Here is a 17,479-nt window from a genome sequence, read left to right as displayed (position 1 = left end):
GAAAGGTACCCTGATTCCCAGATTACGGCCATTTCCGGTACTTTTCGGGTGTTTTATCCCCGCCCGGCGCTGAATCCGCGCTTCAGCCGCATGACGTAGCCGATGACTTCGGCGACGGCATGATAGTGCTCGGTCGGGATTTCCTGGTCGATGTCGACGGTGGCGTAGAGCGCGCGCGCCAGCGGCACGTTCTCCACGATCGGAATGTCGTGCTCGCGCGCGATCTCCCGGATCTTGAAGGCGAGGTTGTCGACGCCCTTGGCGACGCAGATCGGCGCGGTCATGCCGCGCTCGTAGGACAGCGCCACCGAATAGTGGGTCGGGTTGGTGATGATCACCGAGGCCTTGGGAACCGCCGCCATCATGCGCTTCTTGGCACGCTGCTGCCGCAGCTGCCTGATCTTGCCCTTGATGTGCGGGTCGCCTTCGGACTGCTTGTACTCTTCCTTGATCTCCTGAAGCGACATCTTCTGCCGCTGGAACCAGCTGCGGTACTGGAAGAAATAGTCGGCGATGGCGACGATCGCGAGCGCCGCGACTACCGCGCCGAGCAGATGGATGGTCATGCTGGTGGTGGCGCCGAGCATGGCTGCCGGATCGAGCCTGACCATCGCCTCCATGCGATGCCGCTCCGGCCACAGGATCATGGTCATGACCACGCCGAGCAGGACCAGCTTGCCGATGCCTTTGAGAAAATTGGCAGCCGCCTGCTTGCCGAAGATGCGCTTGAAGCCGGCGCCGGGCGAGATCTTGTTGAATTTGGGTTTCAGGGATTCGGCCGACCAGACCAGGCGGTGCTGGAGCATGTTGCCGGCGATCGCCGCCAGCGCCAGCATCAAGAGGGGGACGCCGACCGCCGCGAGCACGGCAACTTCGATCTGCTGCGTCAGCGCCAGCAGAGCCTTGCCGTCGGTCTTGATCATCCAGGAATTGGCGAGCAGGTTGCGCATCGGCGTCAGCAGGCCGCTGCCGACCGAGCCCGAGAAGGTCGACACCACGAGCGTGCCACCCGCCATCATGAACCAGGTGTTGATCTCCTGGCTCTTGGCGACGTCACCACGTTCGAGCGCATCGTCGAGGCGCTTTTGCGTCGGGTCTTCTGTTTGACTTTCGGGATCGTTGTCTTCCGCCATCGATCGACCCCTGTCACTTGAGCGGCATCATCTGGTGCATGACACCGATGAAATAGTCGAGAAAGGTCCCCATCATCGCGGTGAGCACCACGGCGAGCACCAGGAAGCCTGCGAAGATCGACAGCGGCACGCCGACGAAATAGACCTGCATCTGCGGCATCAGCCGCGCCAGCACGCCTAGCCCGATGTTGAAGACGAGGCCGAACACCAGAAACGGCCCGGAGAGCTGCAAGCCGAGGCGGAACGCGGCGGCGAAGGCGCGCGTTGCCAGCGAGGCGACATCTCCGCTCGATACGGTCTCGCCCGGCGAGAAGATCGTATAGCTGTCGTTCAGCGCCGCGATCACCAGGTGGTGGCTGTCGGTGGCGAACAGCAGCGTCACCCCCAGCATGGTCAGGAAGTTGCCGACCAGCACGCCCTGCTGTCCCTGCGTCGGATCGACCGAGGTGACGAAGCCGAGCCCCATCTGCTGCGCGATCACGGATCCCGCAACCTGGAGCGCCGACAACGTCACGCGCGCGGTCGCGCCCAGCACGATGCCGATCGCGATCTCATGCAGCATCAGCACGAGCAGCGGCGCCAGCGAACCCATGTCGACCTGGTAGGCGTTGCGATGCAGCGGCAGGATGATCAGCGTGAGCAGCAGCGCGATCGACAGCTTGATCCGCGTCGGGATGTTGGTCTCGCCGAGGCCAGGCAGCAACATCACCATCGCGCCGACCCGGGCGAAGGCGAGCATGAAGGAAGCGGCGAGCGCCGGCAGCAGCGAGACGTCGATGCGCATATCGGGCGCATTGTGCCTCAGCCACCGATGATTCGCGACGAGATCCGCAGCATGTGGGCATGGAGCGAGTCGGCCATGAACGGCAGCGCCAGCAGCATCGTGGCGAAGATGGCCAGGATCTTCGGCACGTAGATCAGCGTCTGCTCCTGGATCTGCGTCAGCGCCTGGAACAGCGACACGATGACGCCGACCACGAGGCCGACCACCATCAGCGGCGACGACACGATCACGATGGTCCAGATCGCATCACGCGCGACGTCGAGGGTCTCGGGTCCGGTCATTTGCAGAATTCCTTATTCCATCTTCATCCTCGCCACCGCGGCGAGGAACGAACGCCATCTCCCCCGTCATTGCGAGCGAAGCGAAGCAATCCAGGCTGCCGCCGCGGAGAAATTCTGGATTGCTTCGCTGCGCTCGCAATGACGATCGGGGCGAGCGCCAGCGCAAAAATCAAATCGGCATCTTCATGATGTCTTCATAGGCCGCGATCACGCGGTCGCGGACCGAGACAAGCGTGGACACCGCGACGTCGGTGTCGGCGACCGCCGTCACCACGTCCATCACGTTGGCCTTGCCGGCCGCCATCGCCACCGTCTGCGCGTCGGACTTGCGCCCGGATTCCATGACGCTGCCGACGGCGTCCTTCAGCAGCGAAGCAAAGGATTGCCCGCTCGGCTCGCTGCCCTTGCCGGCGCCGCTGTTCTCCAGCACGCGGGCGAGATTGGCGTAAGCATTGGCGGCGATTGTCGGTGATGCCATGGCTTAAGATGTCCTGTTCAGCTCTTGAGGATGTCGAGCGTGCGCTGGATCATCCGGCGCGTCGCACTGATGATGTTCAGATTGGCCTCATAGGACCGCTGCGCGTCGCGCATGTCGGTCATCTCGACCACCGAGTTCACGTTGGGATACTTGACGTTGCCGCTCGCATCCGCCGCAGGATTGTTCGGCTCGTATTTGACGCGGAAGGCGGACTGGTCGGGCTTGATCCTGCCGAGCGTGACGACCTGCGCGTCGAGCGTGCGGTCGAGCGCGGAGGAGAAGGTCGGAACCTTGCGCCGATAGGGATCGCCGCCGGCAGCCTGCGCCGTCGAATCGGCATTCGCGATGTTTTCCGAGATCACCCGCATGCGCCCGGCCTGCGCGCGCAGACCGGAGGTGGCGATCGCCATCGAGCGGGCAAAGTCGCTGCTGTCATTCGCCATGATGCACCTTTCGCTCTCCTGGTTCCCCGATCACGCCTAGCCCTTGCCGATCGCGGTCTTGAGCAGGCGCAGGCTCTTCGAATAGAGCGAGGTCGCTGCCGCATAGTCCATCTGGTTGCTGGCGGCCTTCATCATCTCCTCCTCGAGATTGACGGCATTGCCCGCAGGGCGGGTCTCAAAGCCCGCATTCTTGTTCTGGTCGAATGCGGAAGCCGCGCCTGATGGCATCATGTGCGAGGCGCTGGTACGGGTCAGGGCCAGAGGCCCCATGGATCCCGTGACGGCGCCGGTCTTGTCGAGCTTCGGCTCGACCAGGTCGCGCGGCCGGAACTTGGGGGTGTCGGAATTGGAGACGTTCTCGGACAGGACGCGCTGGCGCTCCTGGTGCCACTGCATCTTGGTCCGAAGCGCCGACAGCACCGGGAGGTCGTTGATGGACATCGTCGCGGCTCCTTCCGCCCGTCACGGACCCTGAGGTCCGAAGCTAGGCAGAATTTGCCGCCTGTATGGTTAACAGCTGGTTAAGGACGCTCGTAACGCATGCCCCCGAGCGAGGCACGATCTTGCGTCCCCGTGATTCTACGCCGCGAAAAGTGGCATTAACCCAACCGTTTGGCGGCACGTGCACAGGGCAAGAAGTCGTTTTGGATCGGGCGATTCATGGGTTATTAAGAGTTGGGGACGGCAAAACTTGCCGTGGAACGTTAAGAAATCGCAGTTTTGGGGCATCGTCCGCCGGTGGTTGGTGAATCCGACCATGGGCACGAGAAAAGCGCCATTTGTCGGGGACAAGTATGCAAGGCAGCCCTATCACCTTCATCGTCGCGTTCATCGTCGTTCTGGCGTTGATCGGCGTCGCTGCTTGGCTGGTGCGCCGATTCGCCTCTAGCCGGATCGGCGCCAATACCCAGCGCGGCCGGATGCCCCGCCTCGCCGTGATCGACGCTGCCGCGGTCGACGGCCGGCGCCGCCTGGTGCTGGTCCGGCGTGACAATGTCGAGCACCTGCTGATGATCGGCGGCCCGACCGACATCGTCGTCGAGCCCAATATCGTTCGCGCCGCTCCCAGCCGCGACCAGCTGCCGCAACGTCCGAGCGCCGCCGAACCGCCGCGCCTCGCCCCCATGCCCGATGCCGCCGGCTGGGCCGACGAAGCGCCGCGCCCCGAACTGCTCGATCATCCCGAGCCGCAAATGCCCGAACCGCCGCCGCGGCCCACGCGCCCATCCTTCGCTGACGAGGTTCGCCGGCCTGCTCCTGCACTGGCCGAACGCCGCAGCGAGCCGCCCCTGGGAGGCTTTACGCCGGAGCCGATCGCGCCACGGCCGGAGCGCGAACCACGGCCCGAGCCGCTGCCGCCGCGCGTCCCCCGAGGCGAGCCGCCGCTGATGCCGCGTCCGCCGCGCGGGAGCGAGCCGATGAAGATGCCGCCAGTGCGCACCGAGCGCGCCGCTGCACCACCGCCTCCTCCGCCCGTGCCGCAGGCTCCGCCCGTTCCACCGCCAGCACCTGCTGCTGCGCCCTCGAGCGCCGAGCAGAATCTCGCCGAAATGGCGCAGCGGCTAGAGGCTGCCCTGCGCCGCCCGGCCGGCGAAACGGTCGCGCCTCCGGTTGCGCCGGAGCCGCCGCCCGCTCCCGCGCGCGCTGCACGCAGCGAGCCGCCGGCGCCACCGACCCCGCCTGCAAAGCCGGCCGCGGAAAAGACCAGCTTTGAAAATCTCGAAGACGAAATGGCCTCCCTGCTCGGCCGTCCGAAGCCGTCTTCGTGAGGTTGCCGGCCCTCCCGCGTAGAGTTGTTTTCCTTTCTATCCTGATCGGCGCGGCCTCGCTCGCGATGCCGGCGCATGCCCAGGACATCAGCATCAATCTCGGCGGCGGCGCTGGCGGCGGCGGCGTCACCGAGCGCGCCATCCAGCTGATCGCGCTGCTCACGGTGCTGTCGATCGCGCCGTCGATCCTGATCATGATGACGTCGTTCACGCGCATCGTGGTGGTGCTTTCGCTGCTGCGCACCGCGATGGGCACCGCGACCGCGCCGCCGAACTCGGTGATCATCGCGCTGGCGATGTTCCTCACCTTCTTCGTGATGGGCCCCGTGCTGCAGAAGTCCTACGACGAGGGCATCCGCCCGCTCGTCGCCAACCAGATCGGCGTCGAGGACGCGCTCCAGCGCGCCTCAGTTCCCTTGCGCGGCTTCATGCAGAAGAACGTGCGCGAGAAAGACCTCAAGCTGTTCCTGGATCTCTCCGGCGAGTCGCCGCCGGCGACGCCCGACGATCTCGCTTTACGCATTCTCGTCCCCGCCTTCATGATCTCCGAGCTGAAGCGCGCTTTCGAGATCGGCTTTTTGTTGTTCCTGCCCTTCCTGATCATCGACCTCGTCGTCGCCTCCGTGCTGATGTCGATGGGCATGATGATGCTGCCGCCGGCGACGATCTCGTTGCCGTTCAAGCTGATCTTCTTCGTGCTGGTCGACGGCTGGTCGCTGGTGGCGGGAAGCTTGGTGCAGAGTTACGGGGGGTGAGGCGGGCTTCGGGCGATGCCTGCATCCCCTCCACTCTCGGCGATCCTCACCGCTCCCTCCCGTCATTGCGAGGAGCCCTCGCGACGAAGCAATCCAGACTGCCGCAGCGGAGAGACTCTGGATTGCTTCGCTACGCTCGCAATGACGGGGGATATGGAGCCGTCAAGGGCCGCGCTTTGCGCGGTAGCCGAGCCTACCGCGTCATCTTGATCTGCCGCACGACTGGAATCGCGGGCAGCGAGCCGGTGTGCTCGGTCTCGTGCTTGGCCTGCGGCGCGCCGGGTGCGCGGGCGGTGGCGTCAGGGAAGCGTTGCTTCATCTCGCGCAGGAAGCCTTCGAGCGTATCGACGCTGGCGGCGAGCTTGGCGATCTCGGCGAATTCGGCGCTGGAGGCTGCGGCCGGCTTGCTGGCGATGTCGAAGGCGAGACGGTCGGCGCTCTCGCTCATCAGCGGCGCGTATTTCTCGCGGAAGCGCGACAGGCCGATCGAATCGTCGGCGAGCGCATAACCGACGGCGGCGCGGATGATGTCGCTCTTCTCGACCGCATTGAGCGGCTTGAAGTCGCGGAAGCGCTCGCCGTAATAGAGTTCGATCTGCTCGGCGGACTCGCGCCAGCGCCGTGCGGCCCAGAAGATATCGGAACGCAGGCGCAGCACTTCGCGCCCGGAGACGTTGGAGACGATGTCGAGCGCGAGATCGTGACGGCCGACGTCGCTCTGCGCGCGCGCCTCCAGCAGCAGGCGCTGCTGCCGGAGCTCGCCGGAGAGATCGCTGATGCGGCTCGCGCGCAGCGCGGTGATCGCCATGTCGGGCTTGCGGTTGGCGAGATAAATCATGGACAGGCGCGCGGCGACCTGGGCGCGCGCGGCGCCCTCAAGGCGATGATCGACCTGGTATTGCAGCAGCTCGGCGGCCTGGTCGAGCAGATCGATCGAGGCGAGACGGTCGGCGAGCCGGCGGATCAGCTCGTCGCCGCGGCGGCCGATCGGCGTCAGCTCGCGGAACTCGTAGAACATCCCGAGCGCCTCGACCGGCGGCAGCTCGTCACCCTTCGGTCCGAGGAATATCTGGGTGAACAGGTCGGAGGCGAGATCCTGCGCCTGACGCGAGGCTTCGGCGTTCGGCTGGAGCCTTGTCGCGGTGCGCGCGGCGGTGAGCGCGTCCCTGTAACGCCCGTTCTCGGCATAGAGCCGCGACAGCATCTGGAGCGTCTTGACCTCGATCGCGTCGCCGCGCCAGGTCATCGACAGCGTCTCGAGCTCGCGCAGCGCCTCTTCCTTGCCGATCTCGTCGCGCTTCTGACGCAATGCGACCTCGAGCTGCTTGGCCTCGGCCGCGGCCGGACGGTCGTTCGAGGCGACCGCGAATTTGTAGTCGTCAAGCGCATCCTTGTCGTGGCCGAGCGCTTCGGCGAGCCGGCCGCGCAACACGGCGAAGGCGGGTGCAGCCTCAGGCGGGACACCAACCACCTCGAGCTCGCTGCGGCGCTTGGAGGCGCCGGCATAGTCCTTCACCTCGAGCGATGCGCGCATCGCGTCCATCGTGACGATGCGCTGGATGTCGAGCGGCAAAGAGGCGATGGCGAATTCGACGTTCTTGAACTTCTCGCGCGCGTCCGCCCATTTGCCCTGGCGCGCATAGGCGAGCGCCTTCCAGAGCTGGGAATCGTGGCTGTTGCCGATCACGGGATTGGCGAGATCCTTCAGGCCCTGCGCCGGCCGGCCGATCAGGATGCTCGCGATCGCATGCATGATCAGGGCACCGCTCTCCTCCTTGTTGAGGGGATCGGTCAGCATCAATTCGGTCACGGCCTTGGCCTCGTGATACATGGCGCGCGACATGTAGAACTGCGCGAGATCGAGCCGCGGCAGCGAACGCAGCGCGGGCTCGACGGCCGAGATCGACGTCATCAGTTCGCTCTGGCGCACCATGAAGTTTTCCGACTGGCCCTTGCGCCAGCCTTCGGGGCTGAAGATCGGGCGCACCGCGGTCGGCGCCCGCTCGGCCGAGATGTCGACTGGCGACAGCGTCAATCCACCCTTCTTGCCGAGAATCACCTTGTCGGAGCCGACCTCGACACCGACCTCGTCGGAGTTCGCCCGGATCGCGATGCCGTGCGCGGATTCCAGCAGCGAGAGATCGACGAGGTCCTGTCGCTTGATGAAGCCGCGCACCGGCCGCTGCGCGGTGACGACATAGAGCGTGTCGCCGGCATCGGGATCGGTGAGCTTGTGCAGGAGTCCCGGATTGGCGAAGGGGATCGCGATATTGGCAAGCGCGGGATCGGTGATGTTGCGCGACATCATCAGCGGCAGCGGCGTCGCCTGGATCTTGTCGGCGAGCGTCAGCATCCAGTTGGTCTCCTTGCCGACCTCCTCGCTCGTCAGCGAGTAGACCAGCGGACGGGTGAGACGGATGCGTACCGCCTGCCCCTTGTCGAGCGGGATGCGGCCGACCTCGCCGATCATGGCGCCGCCCTTGCTGCGGATCGCCTCCACATCGATGGGCTTCGGCGTGTCGAACACCAGCCAGACAGTATCGCCTCGGCGGAATGCCGCCGCAGCGGTTGAAACCTGAAGCGGGAACGTGACGCGCAAGCCGTCGCTGTCGCGACGCGCATCGACACTGGCCACGGCCGGCTGCGGGGCGGCGGGCGTCTCGGCGGAGGCGGCCCTCGGGGATTCCTTGACCGGCTCCTTCGCCGCTTCCTTCACGGCCTCCTTGGGCGCTTCGGCAACCAGAGGCTTGGCGGGCGCGGGCGGGGCTTCGGCAACAACCGGCGCGGGCTTCGGGGCTTCCTTGGCTGTCTCCTTGGGCGCTTCCGCAGCGTTCGCAGCCTCAGTCGCGGGCGCCAGTGCCGGCCTCGGCGCTTCGGCGACCGGCATTGTGGCGGGCGATTCCGGCTTCGCCTCGGGCTTCACTTCAATCCTGGCTTCGCGTGCGATCGTCTCTGACGTGGGCGACGCGATCTCGCGATGGGCGTCCTTCGGCTTCTCGGCGGCCAGCTTCTCCGGCGCAGGTGCGGGTCCCTGACCGGCAGGCTTCATCTGCGCGATCGCCGCCTCGGGCGTCGCGGCCGACTTGCCCTTGTCGGGCTGGAAGGAAACGTCGACGACGTAGTTCTTCTCGTCGCGGAACGAATGCACGTCGGAATCGCCGATCAGCGCGATCTCGACATTGGTCTGGTCGATATCGGCCTTCTGCTTGATCGAGGCGACGTTCGGCGGCGCTGCGACGACCGCGTCCGCCAGATCGAAATTGAGGTTGGCGTTGAAGACGAGCGTGAGCTTCTGCTCGTTGAGCACGGAGGAGACGCCGACGCCGTCGGGCATCTCGAACACGAAGCGCACGAAGGTCGGCTGCACCGAGGCACGCACGCGGATCTGCGGACGCTTCTTGGCCTCGGCGGCGGCGCGCTGGGCGCGCAGCGCGCGCTCGGCCACGCGTGCGCGCTCGGCGAGTTCCTTGACCACGTCCATGGGCAGGCTCGGCGGCGGTCCCTTCCACCCCTCGGGCAGCAGGTCGACGAAGGTGCGCTCGCCGGCGTTCATGGTGTTGACGGTGACGCGCCGCGCCAGCGACAGGCGGATGGCGCCGCCGTCAGGGTCGCGGCGGGCAGAGTTGACGTAGTCGGGCGCGCCTTCCGGAACCCGGTCGACGGGAACATCGACGGGCCGGTCGAAACGGATGATGAGGATGGAGCCTGCGGTCGTCACCTCGGAGGGTACGTCCTCGCCGAGCTTGATGACCAGACGGGCAAAGCCGCCGCCGGCGGAGAACGTCGCCTCGCCCCTGATCGGATCGGCCGCCCGGGCCGACGCCGCAAGGCCAATCAGGAAACAGGCCGCCAGCAAGGTCGCCTTGCGGACATGACGCGACAAGCCCCGTGCCAACGCGCGGGCTCGCGACACAAATCCAGCGGCAGCCTCTCGCGCCATTGGCAGCATTTCTTCCAGTTCGGCGGTCGTGCCGGCCATGGCGCCGGCGGTGCCGTCGACTGTAGGTCTCGCCAATTAAGGACTTGTTAATGCTCTATCTTGATTTGCGTTGCGGGCAGCGCGCCGTGCCGGATCGAGCGGGGGCCGATCCGCCAGTTTTGGATTTGAGACGCAGGCGGTTAAGGAGTTGTTAACATCTGCACGACAGTGCCGTCGCGGTCGGTCAGTCCCTTCACGGCACCCCATAGCGGACAAAGTCTTCGCCGATTCCAGCGTCGATTCTTCTGGCCTCCGAGATATCGCTATTGCCGCCGTCTCTGTCGCCGAGCTTCAATCTGGCTATCCCGCGACCGTAGAGCGCGCTCGCCAGCTTGGGCGCGAACCGCAGCGCTGAGTTGTAGTCATCGATAGCCGCGGAGAGTTGTCCCATTTTCAGATTGATCAGGGCGCGCGAGTCGTATGTTGCGGCATCGTTTGCTCCCGATCGAAGCGCCATTTCGCAGTCCTCCAGCGCAGCCTGCAAAACGCCAAGGACGGCTCGGGCCCAACAGCGTCCGCTCCATGCCGCCTCCAGCTTCGGGTCAAGGCGAATTGCCTCGTCATAGTCCTGCGCTGCACGGTCGTACGCATTCCTCTTCAAGTGGGCTGCCGCACGGTTGGCAAAAGCAGCGCCATAGTTGGGGTTGAGCTTGAGCGCTTCCTCGAAAGCGCCAACAGCGAGGTCATGCGAGCCCATTCTCAGATGGACCACGCCGAGGTTGTTGAAGGCTTTCGCATAATTCGGGTTAAGCCTGGTCGCTTCGACGAAATCCTTGATCGCGCGCTCGTAGTCGGCTTTGGCGCTGTAGGCATTGCCCCTGTTGTTGTGGGCGACGGCGAAGCCGTTTGCGCTCCCCTCGCCCGCATCGATAAACGCCGTGCAGCCGTCGATCCGAGCTTCGGGCGACACGCGATCTGAGCCGTTACACAGCTCCACATTCTTGAGTGAGCTGCCCTTCTTCGGCTTCTGCGCCAAGCTCGACGAACCGGACAGCACAATGACGAGAATGAGCATCACTGCCTTGATGACACTGGCTCTTGTCATTTTCACACCAGCCGCCAAACTCCGCGAGTGAACGAAGCGCTAATCCCAGTCTATCTGCCCGGCCCGCATCACGGCGGCTTCAGATCAAGCAAACCTCTCAGCATCCCCGGCAGATGTTGAGCCTGCGATCGGCGCGTCGATCGGGCTTCGGCGTCGCGGATGTCGGCGGCTTCTTCAGGAGCTTACTTTCGCCCTCTTCGATCAGGGTCGAAAATTTGACTGACCCATCATCCGAAATCTCGATATGCGGCGTCGTGCCTCGGATCCCCAGCGTGGCGACGGGAGTATCGACCTTCATGTCACCAGTCTTGGCGACATTGCCCGCGACAAACGTGAACGTTCCCTTGGCGAGATTGAACAGGGTCGCATTGGACTTGCCGGCCGGCTCATACACATAGTGATCCAACTCAATACGGGCGTTGCTCGATAGATTGAACGAGCTGCCGTCGGTAAAGTTGATTCCGACTCGGCCATCGGCCCCGGTCAGCACCACGTCACCGAGATATACGGGATCACCGGTCTTGGCCCGGCCGGGCTCACCCGAGATATTCGCCTGAACGACCACTGCGGCCGCATGTTCGATCGTGACCGAGCCCGTGGCCGCGACCACCTTCCCGATCGGTTTCGACGACGAGCTGGTGACGGCGGGCTTGACGGAATCAATTTGGGCTTGAGCCGCACTCGGAAGAGAATTGGCGAGCGCCAAGACCAAGCCGGTCGCCAAAGCGGCTATCGTAAGTCTGCACATGATCCGCCCTTTCCGAGAAGATCCTGTCGCTATCGGCGGCTCATTTCTTGAACCGCGAAGCGCCGCCAGCATAAATAAATTCTTGTTTAATTAGTTTAATCGGCTTAATTTACCGCAACGCTACGAAAGCGCCACAAATTAAATACGTCTCGTTTGTCAATTTAATCACTTTAGCGGGAGGGATACGCCGGGAATGGCATACGCACCGCCGTCCCCCGCGCCATGCGTCTCTCTGGATCAGACTTGATGATTTCGGCGGGCAAGCCTTCGGCTGCCAGCGCCCAGGATATTTGTCCCTTGGCGAGGGCCGCCCCGAAAAGACCATGGCAGCACGCCGAGCCTGAATCGATCACCCAGGCGAGGTCGAGCCATGTTAGTTGCATCCGGCGTCCAGATTGATAATGGGGCCGCTGCGGCCCTGCCCGGCCAAATCATTGGCCATATTCATACAGCGATCGGCTGCGGCACGCTCACGCGAGCCAGTGGCGTCGCCACGCAAGCCGTAGCCGGCGCACCCGTCTACCGGGCTGACGTGATAGAGACCGATGTCGACGGACAGATCACGCTTCGCTTCATCGACGGTACTTTCTTTAACATCTTCCACGGCACTCGCGTAGCGCTGAGCGAATTCGTCTTCGACGTCGACGGCACGTCACCTACAGCCCTGTTCGACGTGACCCGAGGGAGCTTCAGTTTCGTACCGGGCCGGCTGGCAGAAACCGGGTCTCTCCAGCTGAATACACCGATTGCAGGCATCCGCGCCCGGAGTCACGCGGGCGGTTTCGGAATGCTGACGCTTGCAGCATTGACTTTCTCGGTCACGCAAAATGCCGAGGCCGCGGACCCGGATGTCACATTCCTGGATGACGACTCCATCACTTACAAAGACCTTGCGCACGGCGCATTCGAGCTCGTGACCAAGGAGCGGATCCCGCGACACATCATCGTCGATGATCCCGGCGAGACGATCGTCGTCAAGAGGGTGGGATCCACCATCAGCGTCAATCAGGTCGCGAACACGGCCGCTCGCATGGACGAGTTGCGCGCCGCGCAGCAGGACCTGCTCGCCAATCTGGAAGGACAGGGGCCACATGGCTCGAGCACGCCTCCCTTCGTCAAAAACCAGTCGCTGCAGCCGATCAATTTCATTCAGCCCGACGCGCCCGCGCTGCAAAATTTGCTGGCGCCTGTGTCACCATTCGCTATTCCCATTTTCGACCCTATACCGCCGACGCTCAGCACCGGAGCGGGGCCAACCGAGCTCGATACGGTGGTGTTTGATACATTCACTGCGACAAGCGGAATCTTCGCTGCCAGCAGCACCAGCAGCAGCGCCAAGCTGACCTTTGGCGTCATAGGAGCGACCGCCGGCGAGACGGTCCTCGGCGGAGTGACATACGATCTGTCAAAGCCAGGTCCGTACGGGACGCTCTACGTCAACAGTACGAGCGGCGCCTACACGTTCGTGCCTAACAGCGTCGCGATCAACGCGCTGAAGGCGCCCACGACCGACGGTTTCGTTATCACGGTTTCCGACGGCCTCAATTCTGCGAGTCAGACGTTCACGGTCACCATTAACGGTGTCAACGACGCTGCAATCATCTCCGGCACCACGACCGGCTCGATCATCGAGGCTGGCGGCATTGCCAATGGAACGCCCGGCACGCCGACTGCGACCGGAACTCTTTCCGATACCGACGTCGACGATCCGCCCAATACGTTCACCGCAGTGAGCTCACCAACAGCGAGCGCCGGTGGCTATGGCACCTTCACGATGACGGCTGCCGGCGTGTGGACCTACACCTTGGACAATTCGAACCTCGCAGTGCAGGCGCTCAATGCCGGCGAGACGCTGACCGACAGCTTTACGGTGACCACGATCGGAGGCACGGCCCAGGTGGTGACGATCACCATCCACGGAACCAGCGACGCGGCGATCATCTCCGGCGCGACCACCGGCGCTGTGATCGAGGCTGGCGGCATCGCCAATGCAAGCCCCGGCACGCCTACCGCGACCGGCACGCTCACCGACACCGATGTCGACACGACCGCAAATGCCTTCACGGCAATCGGCTCGCCGACGACGAGCGCCGCCGGCTACGGCACCTTCACCATGACAGCAGCCGGCGTGTGGACCTACACGCTCGACAACGCAAACAGTACGGTGCAGGCGCTCAATGCCGGCGAGATGCTGACCGACAGCTTTGCGGTGACCACTCTGGACGGAACCGCCCAAGTGGTGACGATTACCATCCGTGGCACCAACGATGCTGCCGTCATTTCCGGCACCACGACCGCTTCGGTGACCGAGGCCGGCGGCATTGCCAATGCGACACCCGGCAGCCCGAGCGCAACCGGTACGCTCTTTGCCGCCGACGTCGACAATGCGTCCAATACCTTCACCGCGGTGAGTTCGCCCAAGGCAAGCACGAATGGTTATGGCACCTTTACGCTAACCGCTACCGGCGTGTGGACCTACACGCTCGACAACGCCAGCGCGGCGGTGCAGGCGCTCAATGTCGGCGGCACGCTCACCGACAGTTTCACTGTCACAGCCCTCGACGGCACGCCGCAGGTGGTGACGGTCACCATTCACGGCAGCAACGACGCGGCCATCATTTCCGGCACCACGACCGGCTCAGTGACCGAGGCAGGAACTTTCTCGCCCGGCATTCCCATCGCGACCGGCACGCTCACCGATACAGACGTCGACAACGCGCCGAACACGTTCACCGCGGTCTCTTCGCAGACTGCGAGTGACGGCGGGTACGGCACCTTCACGATGACTGCAGCCGGCGTATGGACTTACACCCTCGACAACAACAACAGCGTGGTTCAGGCGCTCGACGTCGGCGACACCTTGACCGACACTTTCACGGTAACTGCCATCGACGGCACGACGCAGACGGTGACCGTCGCCATTCATGGCGCCAGCGACGCAGACCCCAACGATTTTGACAACCTGGCCACCGGATCCGTCGTGATCACCGATCCCCCCAACGTGTATGGAACGCCGGGGAGCGAAACCATCGCCGGCGGCGGCGACACCGGTCAGATCGTCTATGCGGGGGCCGGCAGTGATACGGTCAATGGGACCGGCAAAGCGGACGTTCTCTATAGCGGCTCCGGCAATGACACGATCAAGGGCAACGATGGGGATGACGTCATCTACGGCGGCTCGGGCAACGATACAGTCAACGGCAATAACGGCGCCGACACCATAACCGGTGGATTTGGTGCGGACCAACTCACGGGCAGCAATGGCAACGACCGTTTCGCATATTTGTTCGTAGCCGATTCCAACGCAAGCCAGTTCGACACCATCACCGACTTCGCGTCGGGCGCGGACAAGATCGACCTGACCGCCTTTGGCGCGCTTGGGTTCGCCATCTTGGCGTTGAGCTCAACCAGCACGGCCGTGCCGGCACATACGATCGCCTGGCTCTATGACAGCGCGGCGAATGAAACCATCGTGTACGTCAATCCAACGGACCAGACCCTGCACATCGGCGATTCCAGTCTGCTCGAAGTCCATTTGCAGGGCATTGCAACCATCGACGCGTCGGACTTCATCCTGGCGCCGGCGGCGGCACCTGTGATGGCGGCTGCCAGCGAGCTCACCGACCTCACCGCAACCGTGCAGAGTGATGCGGCCGACGTGATAGCGACCACTTCAGGGATCTCGGCCGATTCCGGAAGCGGCGACGGCGCGCTCCTCTCCGACGGGAGATCGACAACCCTATCAACCGAGGCGACCTACAGCCTTGATTCAAGCTGGGATCAGATTGGATGGACCGAATATTCCAGCCCCTCCAGTTCAGACGAAGTGCAAACGCTCGCAATCGAAACGCCCCGCACTGACGCGGTAGCTCCCTCAACCGGCGGACTGTCTACGATCGTGCAGCAGATGACCGCACCGACGGAGGCCAGCTTTGTCTTCGACCACTTGACGGGGCCCGACACAGCCTCGGCGGTTGGCAAAAATGGCGCGATTGCCGGAGGTGGCCAGTTGCCTGACATCGCCATCGCCGCGCTGAATTCTGCCCACAATCCCGCCGAACAGCACGCCGGGCACGGGCTTGCGCTGGGGAGCGATGCCGGCAATCACGGCGTCTCGCCCCCGGGAAACGCCGCCCCGTCGGCTCATGCCCACGGTCCTAGCAGCGGTGAAACGGCGGACACAGCGCTCAACCCAAGCCTCCTGAAGTCATCGACCGGAGGCGCCAGCCATTCGCTTGCAAGCGAGACGCAGCAACACGGCGAGTCATTCCGGTTCAAGGATAACGCTTCGCAGGGTTCACAGCACAGCGCAGTGCCGGATCATCTCTCGGACCTCGCCGGGCATCACGGCCACGCCGGAGGATTCCACGGGTCCGAACTGGCGTTCATGGCTGAACCATCTCCGCCCGATGTTGATCCGCCTCATGGGGCAAGTACAGCTCACGGCCATGTGCTGCACGATCTGATCGTGTGAGACGCCCTCAAGCCGATTGCGTTTTCAATGTTGCTTGCCGGCGCCTTCGGGCGCCGAGGAGTTCGCTTCGTCGAGAGAAAATTCATCATCGTTGCCGTCGTCGCGTTCCGGCGGCGCTGCATGCTGATGGATCAGCGCGGATCTCCACGCGGATGTCATCGCCGCTATGAGCAGCCGGTTGACGGCCTTGATGACGCGTTCTGCGGCGGACGAGTAGTTCATGACCTCCTCCTGCGCTGCCGATTGCGACTGGCCGAAGCGTAGGACGGTGCCTTGAGCGCCACTGTACGCCACTTCACACCTGCGCGCGTCAACTCATCGCAGTCCCAGAGGATGCCGGCTGCTTCGGCTGCATCCGCCACGGGACATTGATCTGCCGCCGTGACGAGTTGCTGAGCGCGCGCACTCACAACCTTCGGGGTGTTGCGGTTCGCGTGCGACTCTGAATCAGATGTGACCTCGGCGATGCGAATCGCATTGGTTAGCTTTGGGGGTAATCAATGAGCGGAGAAGCCGGTTGCATTGTGTGTAGCAGGGCAAGAGCGGTCGTAGCGATCGTTCCGATCGCCAGAGGATATGCCCTGAAAACATATGAGTGTTCCTGTTGCCATAGCACCCTGCAGCTCGTGACCCGCGTCACAAAGGCGGCGCTGATCAAGCAGCAGGTCGATATCCTCCCTCTGGCGGAGAAGCAGTTGCGCCCGCCCGTTCGCAGGGTGCAGCAGGCCTTCGCGAACTAGGCACGGAAGGCGTCTCGCTGGGCTCGAGTCGACGACCACGCGACAACGCGCAGGTCGCAACAGCACGCTTCGCCTCGAGCCCTCAATTCGGCTTTTGCGTCGGCTTGCCGTCGATCTTGGGCAGATCGACGGCCGAGGCCGATTGATCGCCGCCGCCATTGGCGCGGCGGGCCATCTCGACCGTCAGCCGCTCGGCGGCCTCCGGCGACATCAGCCCCAGGATGTCCGACATTTTTCGTGGCGCGATGGCCGAGGCGATCTCGATCAGCACGCCCATCTCGAGCCGGTCGAACACCCGCGCGGCGTCCTTGGGCTTCATGCCCTCGTACATGGTCACGAGGCCCTTCATGCGCTGGGCTTCGGCGGCCTTCTGCTCGGCCTGCGTCGCAGAGATGCGGGTCTCCACCGCCTTCATCTCCTCGACCTTGTTCTCGATGCGCTTCTCGGCCGATTTCAGCAGGCTTTCGCGAATGTCGATCTCGCGCTGGCGGGCCTCGATCTCCTGCCGTCGGGCCTGCAACCGTTCCAGGATCGCACGCTCCGAGGCCGAGACCTGCGGCTGGCCGTCCTCCACCTTGACCACGGTGCCCTCGGGCTTGGTCTCGGGCGCGGCGGGCTTGGGCGCCTCCTTCGGCGCACCATGGGTCGATCCGGTGATATCGGGGTCCTCGCGACCGGTCGGGAAATTCAGGTTCTCCTGCGCCCAGGATTTCTTGGTCTGATTGGGCTTGTAGTCGAAGACATAGCCGCCGTTGATCGCGAGGCCCGCCACCTTCAGCGTGGCGAGGCCTGCGACGGCAACCAGGACGACCGGAATGACGCGGATGTTACGAAAGGACTTCATACCCAG

The 17,479-nt window shown here is 64.1% G+C and carries 14 protein-coding genes; 3 read left to right on the top strand and 11 right to left on the bottom strand.

What is annotated here, in order from left to right; genetic code table 11:
* Positions 1–53: 53 nt before the first annotated feature.
* From flhB to flgB, 6 genes are all read right to left on the bottom strand, one after another.
* Positions 54–1,133: a flagellar biosynthesis protein FlhB gene (flhB, locus tag ACVIIV_RS19815; RefSeq protein WP_456745662.1), complete on the bottom strand. Its 1,080-nt coding sequence runs from the start codon at positions 1,131–1,133 to the stop codon at positions 54–56.
* A gap of 13 nt (positions 1,134–1,146) precedes the next feature.
* The gene (gene fliR, locus ACVIIV_RS19810; protein WP_027575944.1) at positions 1,147–1,917 is read right to left on the bottom strand and encodes a flagellar biosynthetic protein FliR; all 771 of its coding nucleotides are present in this window, start codon (positions 1,915–1,917) and stop codon (positions 1,147–1,149) included.
* 17 nt (positions 1,918–1,934) lie between these two features.
* On the bottom strand, positions 1,935–2,198 hold the full coding sequence (gene fliQ / locus ACVIIV_RS19805; protein WP_011088555.1) for a flagellar biosynthesis protein FliQ: 264 nt from the start codon (positions 2,196–2,198) through the stop codon (positions 1,935–1,937).
* Between the two features lie 169 nt (positions 2,199–2,367).
* Entirely contained in the window at positions 2,368–2,676 is a 309-nt protein-coding gene (gene fliE, locus ACVIIV_RS19800; RefSeq protein WP_122402438.1) for a flagellar hook-basal body complex protein FliE, read from the bottom strand.
* 17 nt (positions 2,677–2,693) lie between these two features.
* Entirely contained in the window at positions 2,694–3,119 is a 426-nt protein-coding gene (gene flgC, locus ACVIIV_RS19795; RefSeq protein WP_456745661.1) for a flagellar basal body rod protein FlgC, read from the bottom strand.
* 36 nt (positions 3,120–3,155) lie between these two features.
* A complete protein-coding gene (gene flgB, locus ACVIIV_RS19790; RefSeq protein ID WP_456745660.1) occupies positions 3,156–3,560 on the bottom strand; it encodes a flagellar basal body rod protein FlgB in 405 nt (134 codons plus the stop codon).
* 353 nt (positions 3,561–3,913) lie between these two features.
* On the opposite strand from flgB, the gene ACVIIV_RS19785 reads away from it, so the two are divergent.
* Together ACVIIV_RS19785 and fliP are read left to right on the top strand one after the other, a co-directional pair.
* Positions 3,914–4,888: a flagellar biosynthetic protein FliO gene (locus ACVIIV_RS19785; protein WP_456745659.1), complete on the top strand. Its 975-nt coding sequence runs from the start codon at positions 3,914–3,916 to the stop codon at positions 4,886–4,888.
* A complete protein-coding gene (gene fliP, locus ACVIIV_RS19780) occupies positions 4,885–5,643 on the top strand; it encodes a flagellar type III secretion system pore protein FliP (protein ID WP_456745658.1) in 759 nt (252 codons plus the stop codon). Before ACVIIV_RS19785 ends, fliP begins: the two co-directional genes overlap by 4 nt.
* Before the next feature lie 193 nt (positions 5,644–5,836).
* Here fliP and ACVIIV_RS19775 read toward each other — a convergent pair whose 3' ends face one another.
* The 3 genes from ACVIIV_RS19775 to ACVIIV_RS19765 form a co-directional block, all read right to left on the bottom strand.
* Positions 5,837–9,583, bottom strand: a complete 3,747-nt coding sequence (locus ACVIIV_RS19775; protein ID WP_456748777.1) for a tetratricopeptide repeat protein — start codon at positions 9,581–9,583, stop codon at positions 5,837–5,839.
* A 232-nt stretch (positions 9,584–9,815) separates the two neighbouring features.
* Positions 9,816–10,667 carry a tetratricopeptide repeat protein gene (locus ACVIIV_RS19770; RefSeq protein WP_456745657.1) on the bottom strand — a complete coding sequence of 284 codons (852 nt, stop codon included), beginning with the start codon at positions 10,665–10,667 and terminating at the stop codon, positions 9,816–9,818.
* 97 nt (positions 10,668–10,764) lie between these two features.
* A complete protein-coding gene (locus ACVIIV_RS19765) occupies positions 10,765–11,391 on the bottom strand; it encodes a FecR family protein (protein WP_456745656.1) in 627 nt (208 codons plus the stop codon).
* A 394-nt stretch (positions 11,392–11,785) separates the two neighbouring features.
* Here ACVIIV_RS19765 and ACVIIV_RS19760 point away from each other — a divergent pair, with 394 nt between their 5' ends.
* The gene (locus ACVIIV_RS19760; protein WP_456745655.1) at positions 11,786–15,889 is read left to right on the top strand and encodes a VCBS domain-containing protein; all 4,104 of its coding nucleotides are present in this window, start codon (positions 11,786–11,788) and stop codon (positions 15,887–15,889) included.
* Positions 15,890–15,913: 24 nt separating this feature from the next.
* Here ACVIIV_RS19760 and ACVIIV_RS19755 read toward each other — a convergent pair whose 3' ends face one another.
* Together ACVIIV_RS19755 and ACVIIV_RS19750 are read right to left on the bottom strand one after the other, a co-directional pair.
* Positions 15,914–16,111, bottom strand: a complete 198-nt coding sequence (locus ACVIIV_RS19755; protein WP_456745654.1) for a hypothetical protein — start codon at positions 16,109–16,111, stop codon at positions 15,914–15,916.
* A gap of 600 nt (positions 16,112–16,711) precedes the next feature.
* Complete coding sequence (locus ACVIIV_RS19750; RefSeq protein ID WP_456745653.1) at positions 16,712–17,473, bottom strand: MotE family protein; 762 nt, start codon at positions 17,471–17,473, stop codon at positions 16,712–16,714.
* Positions 17,474–17,479 lie beyond the last annotated feature (6 nt).

The organism is Bradyrhizobium sp. USDA 4354 (genome assembly GCF_054060315.1).
Note: the sequence above shows the minus strand (reverse complement) of the source record. Positions and strands in the feature narration are given on the sequence as shown.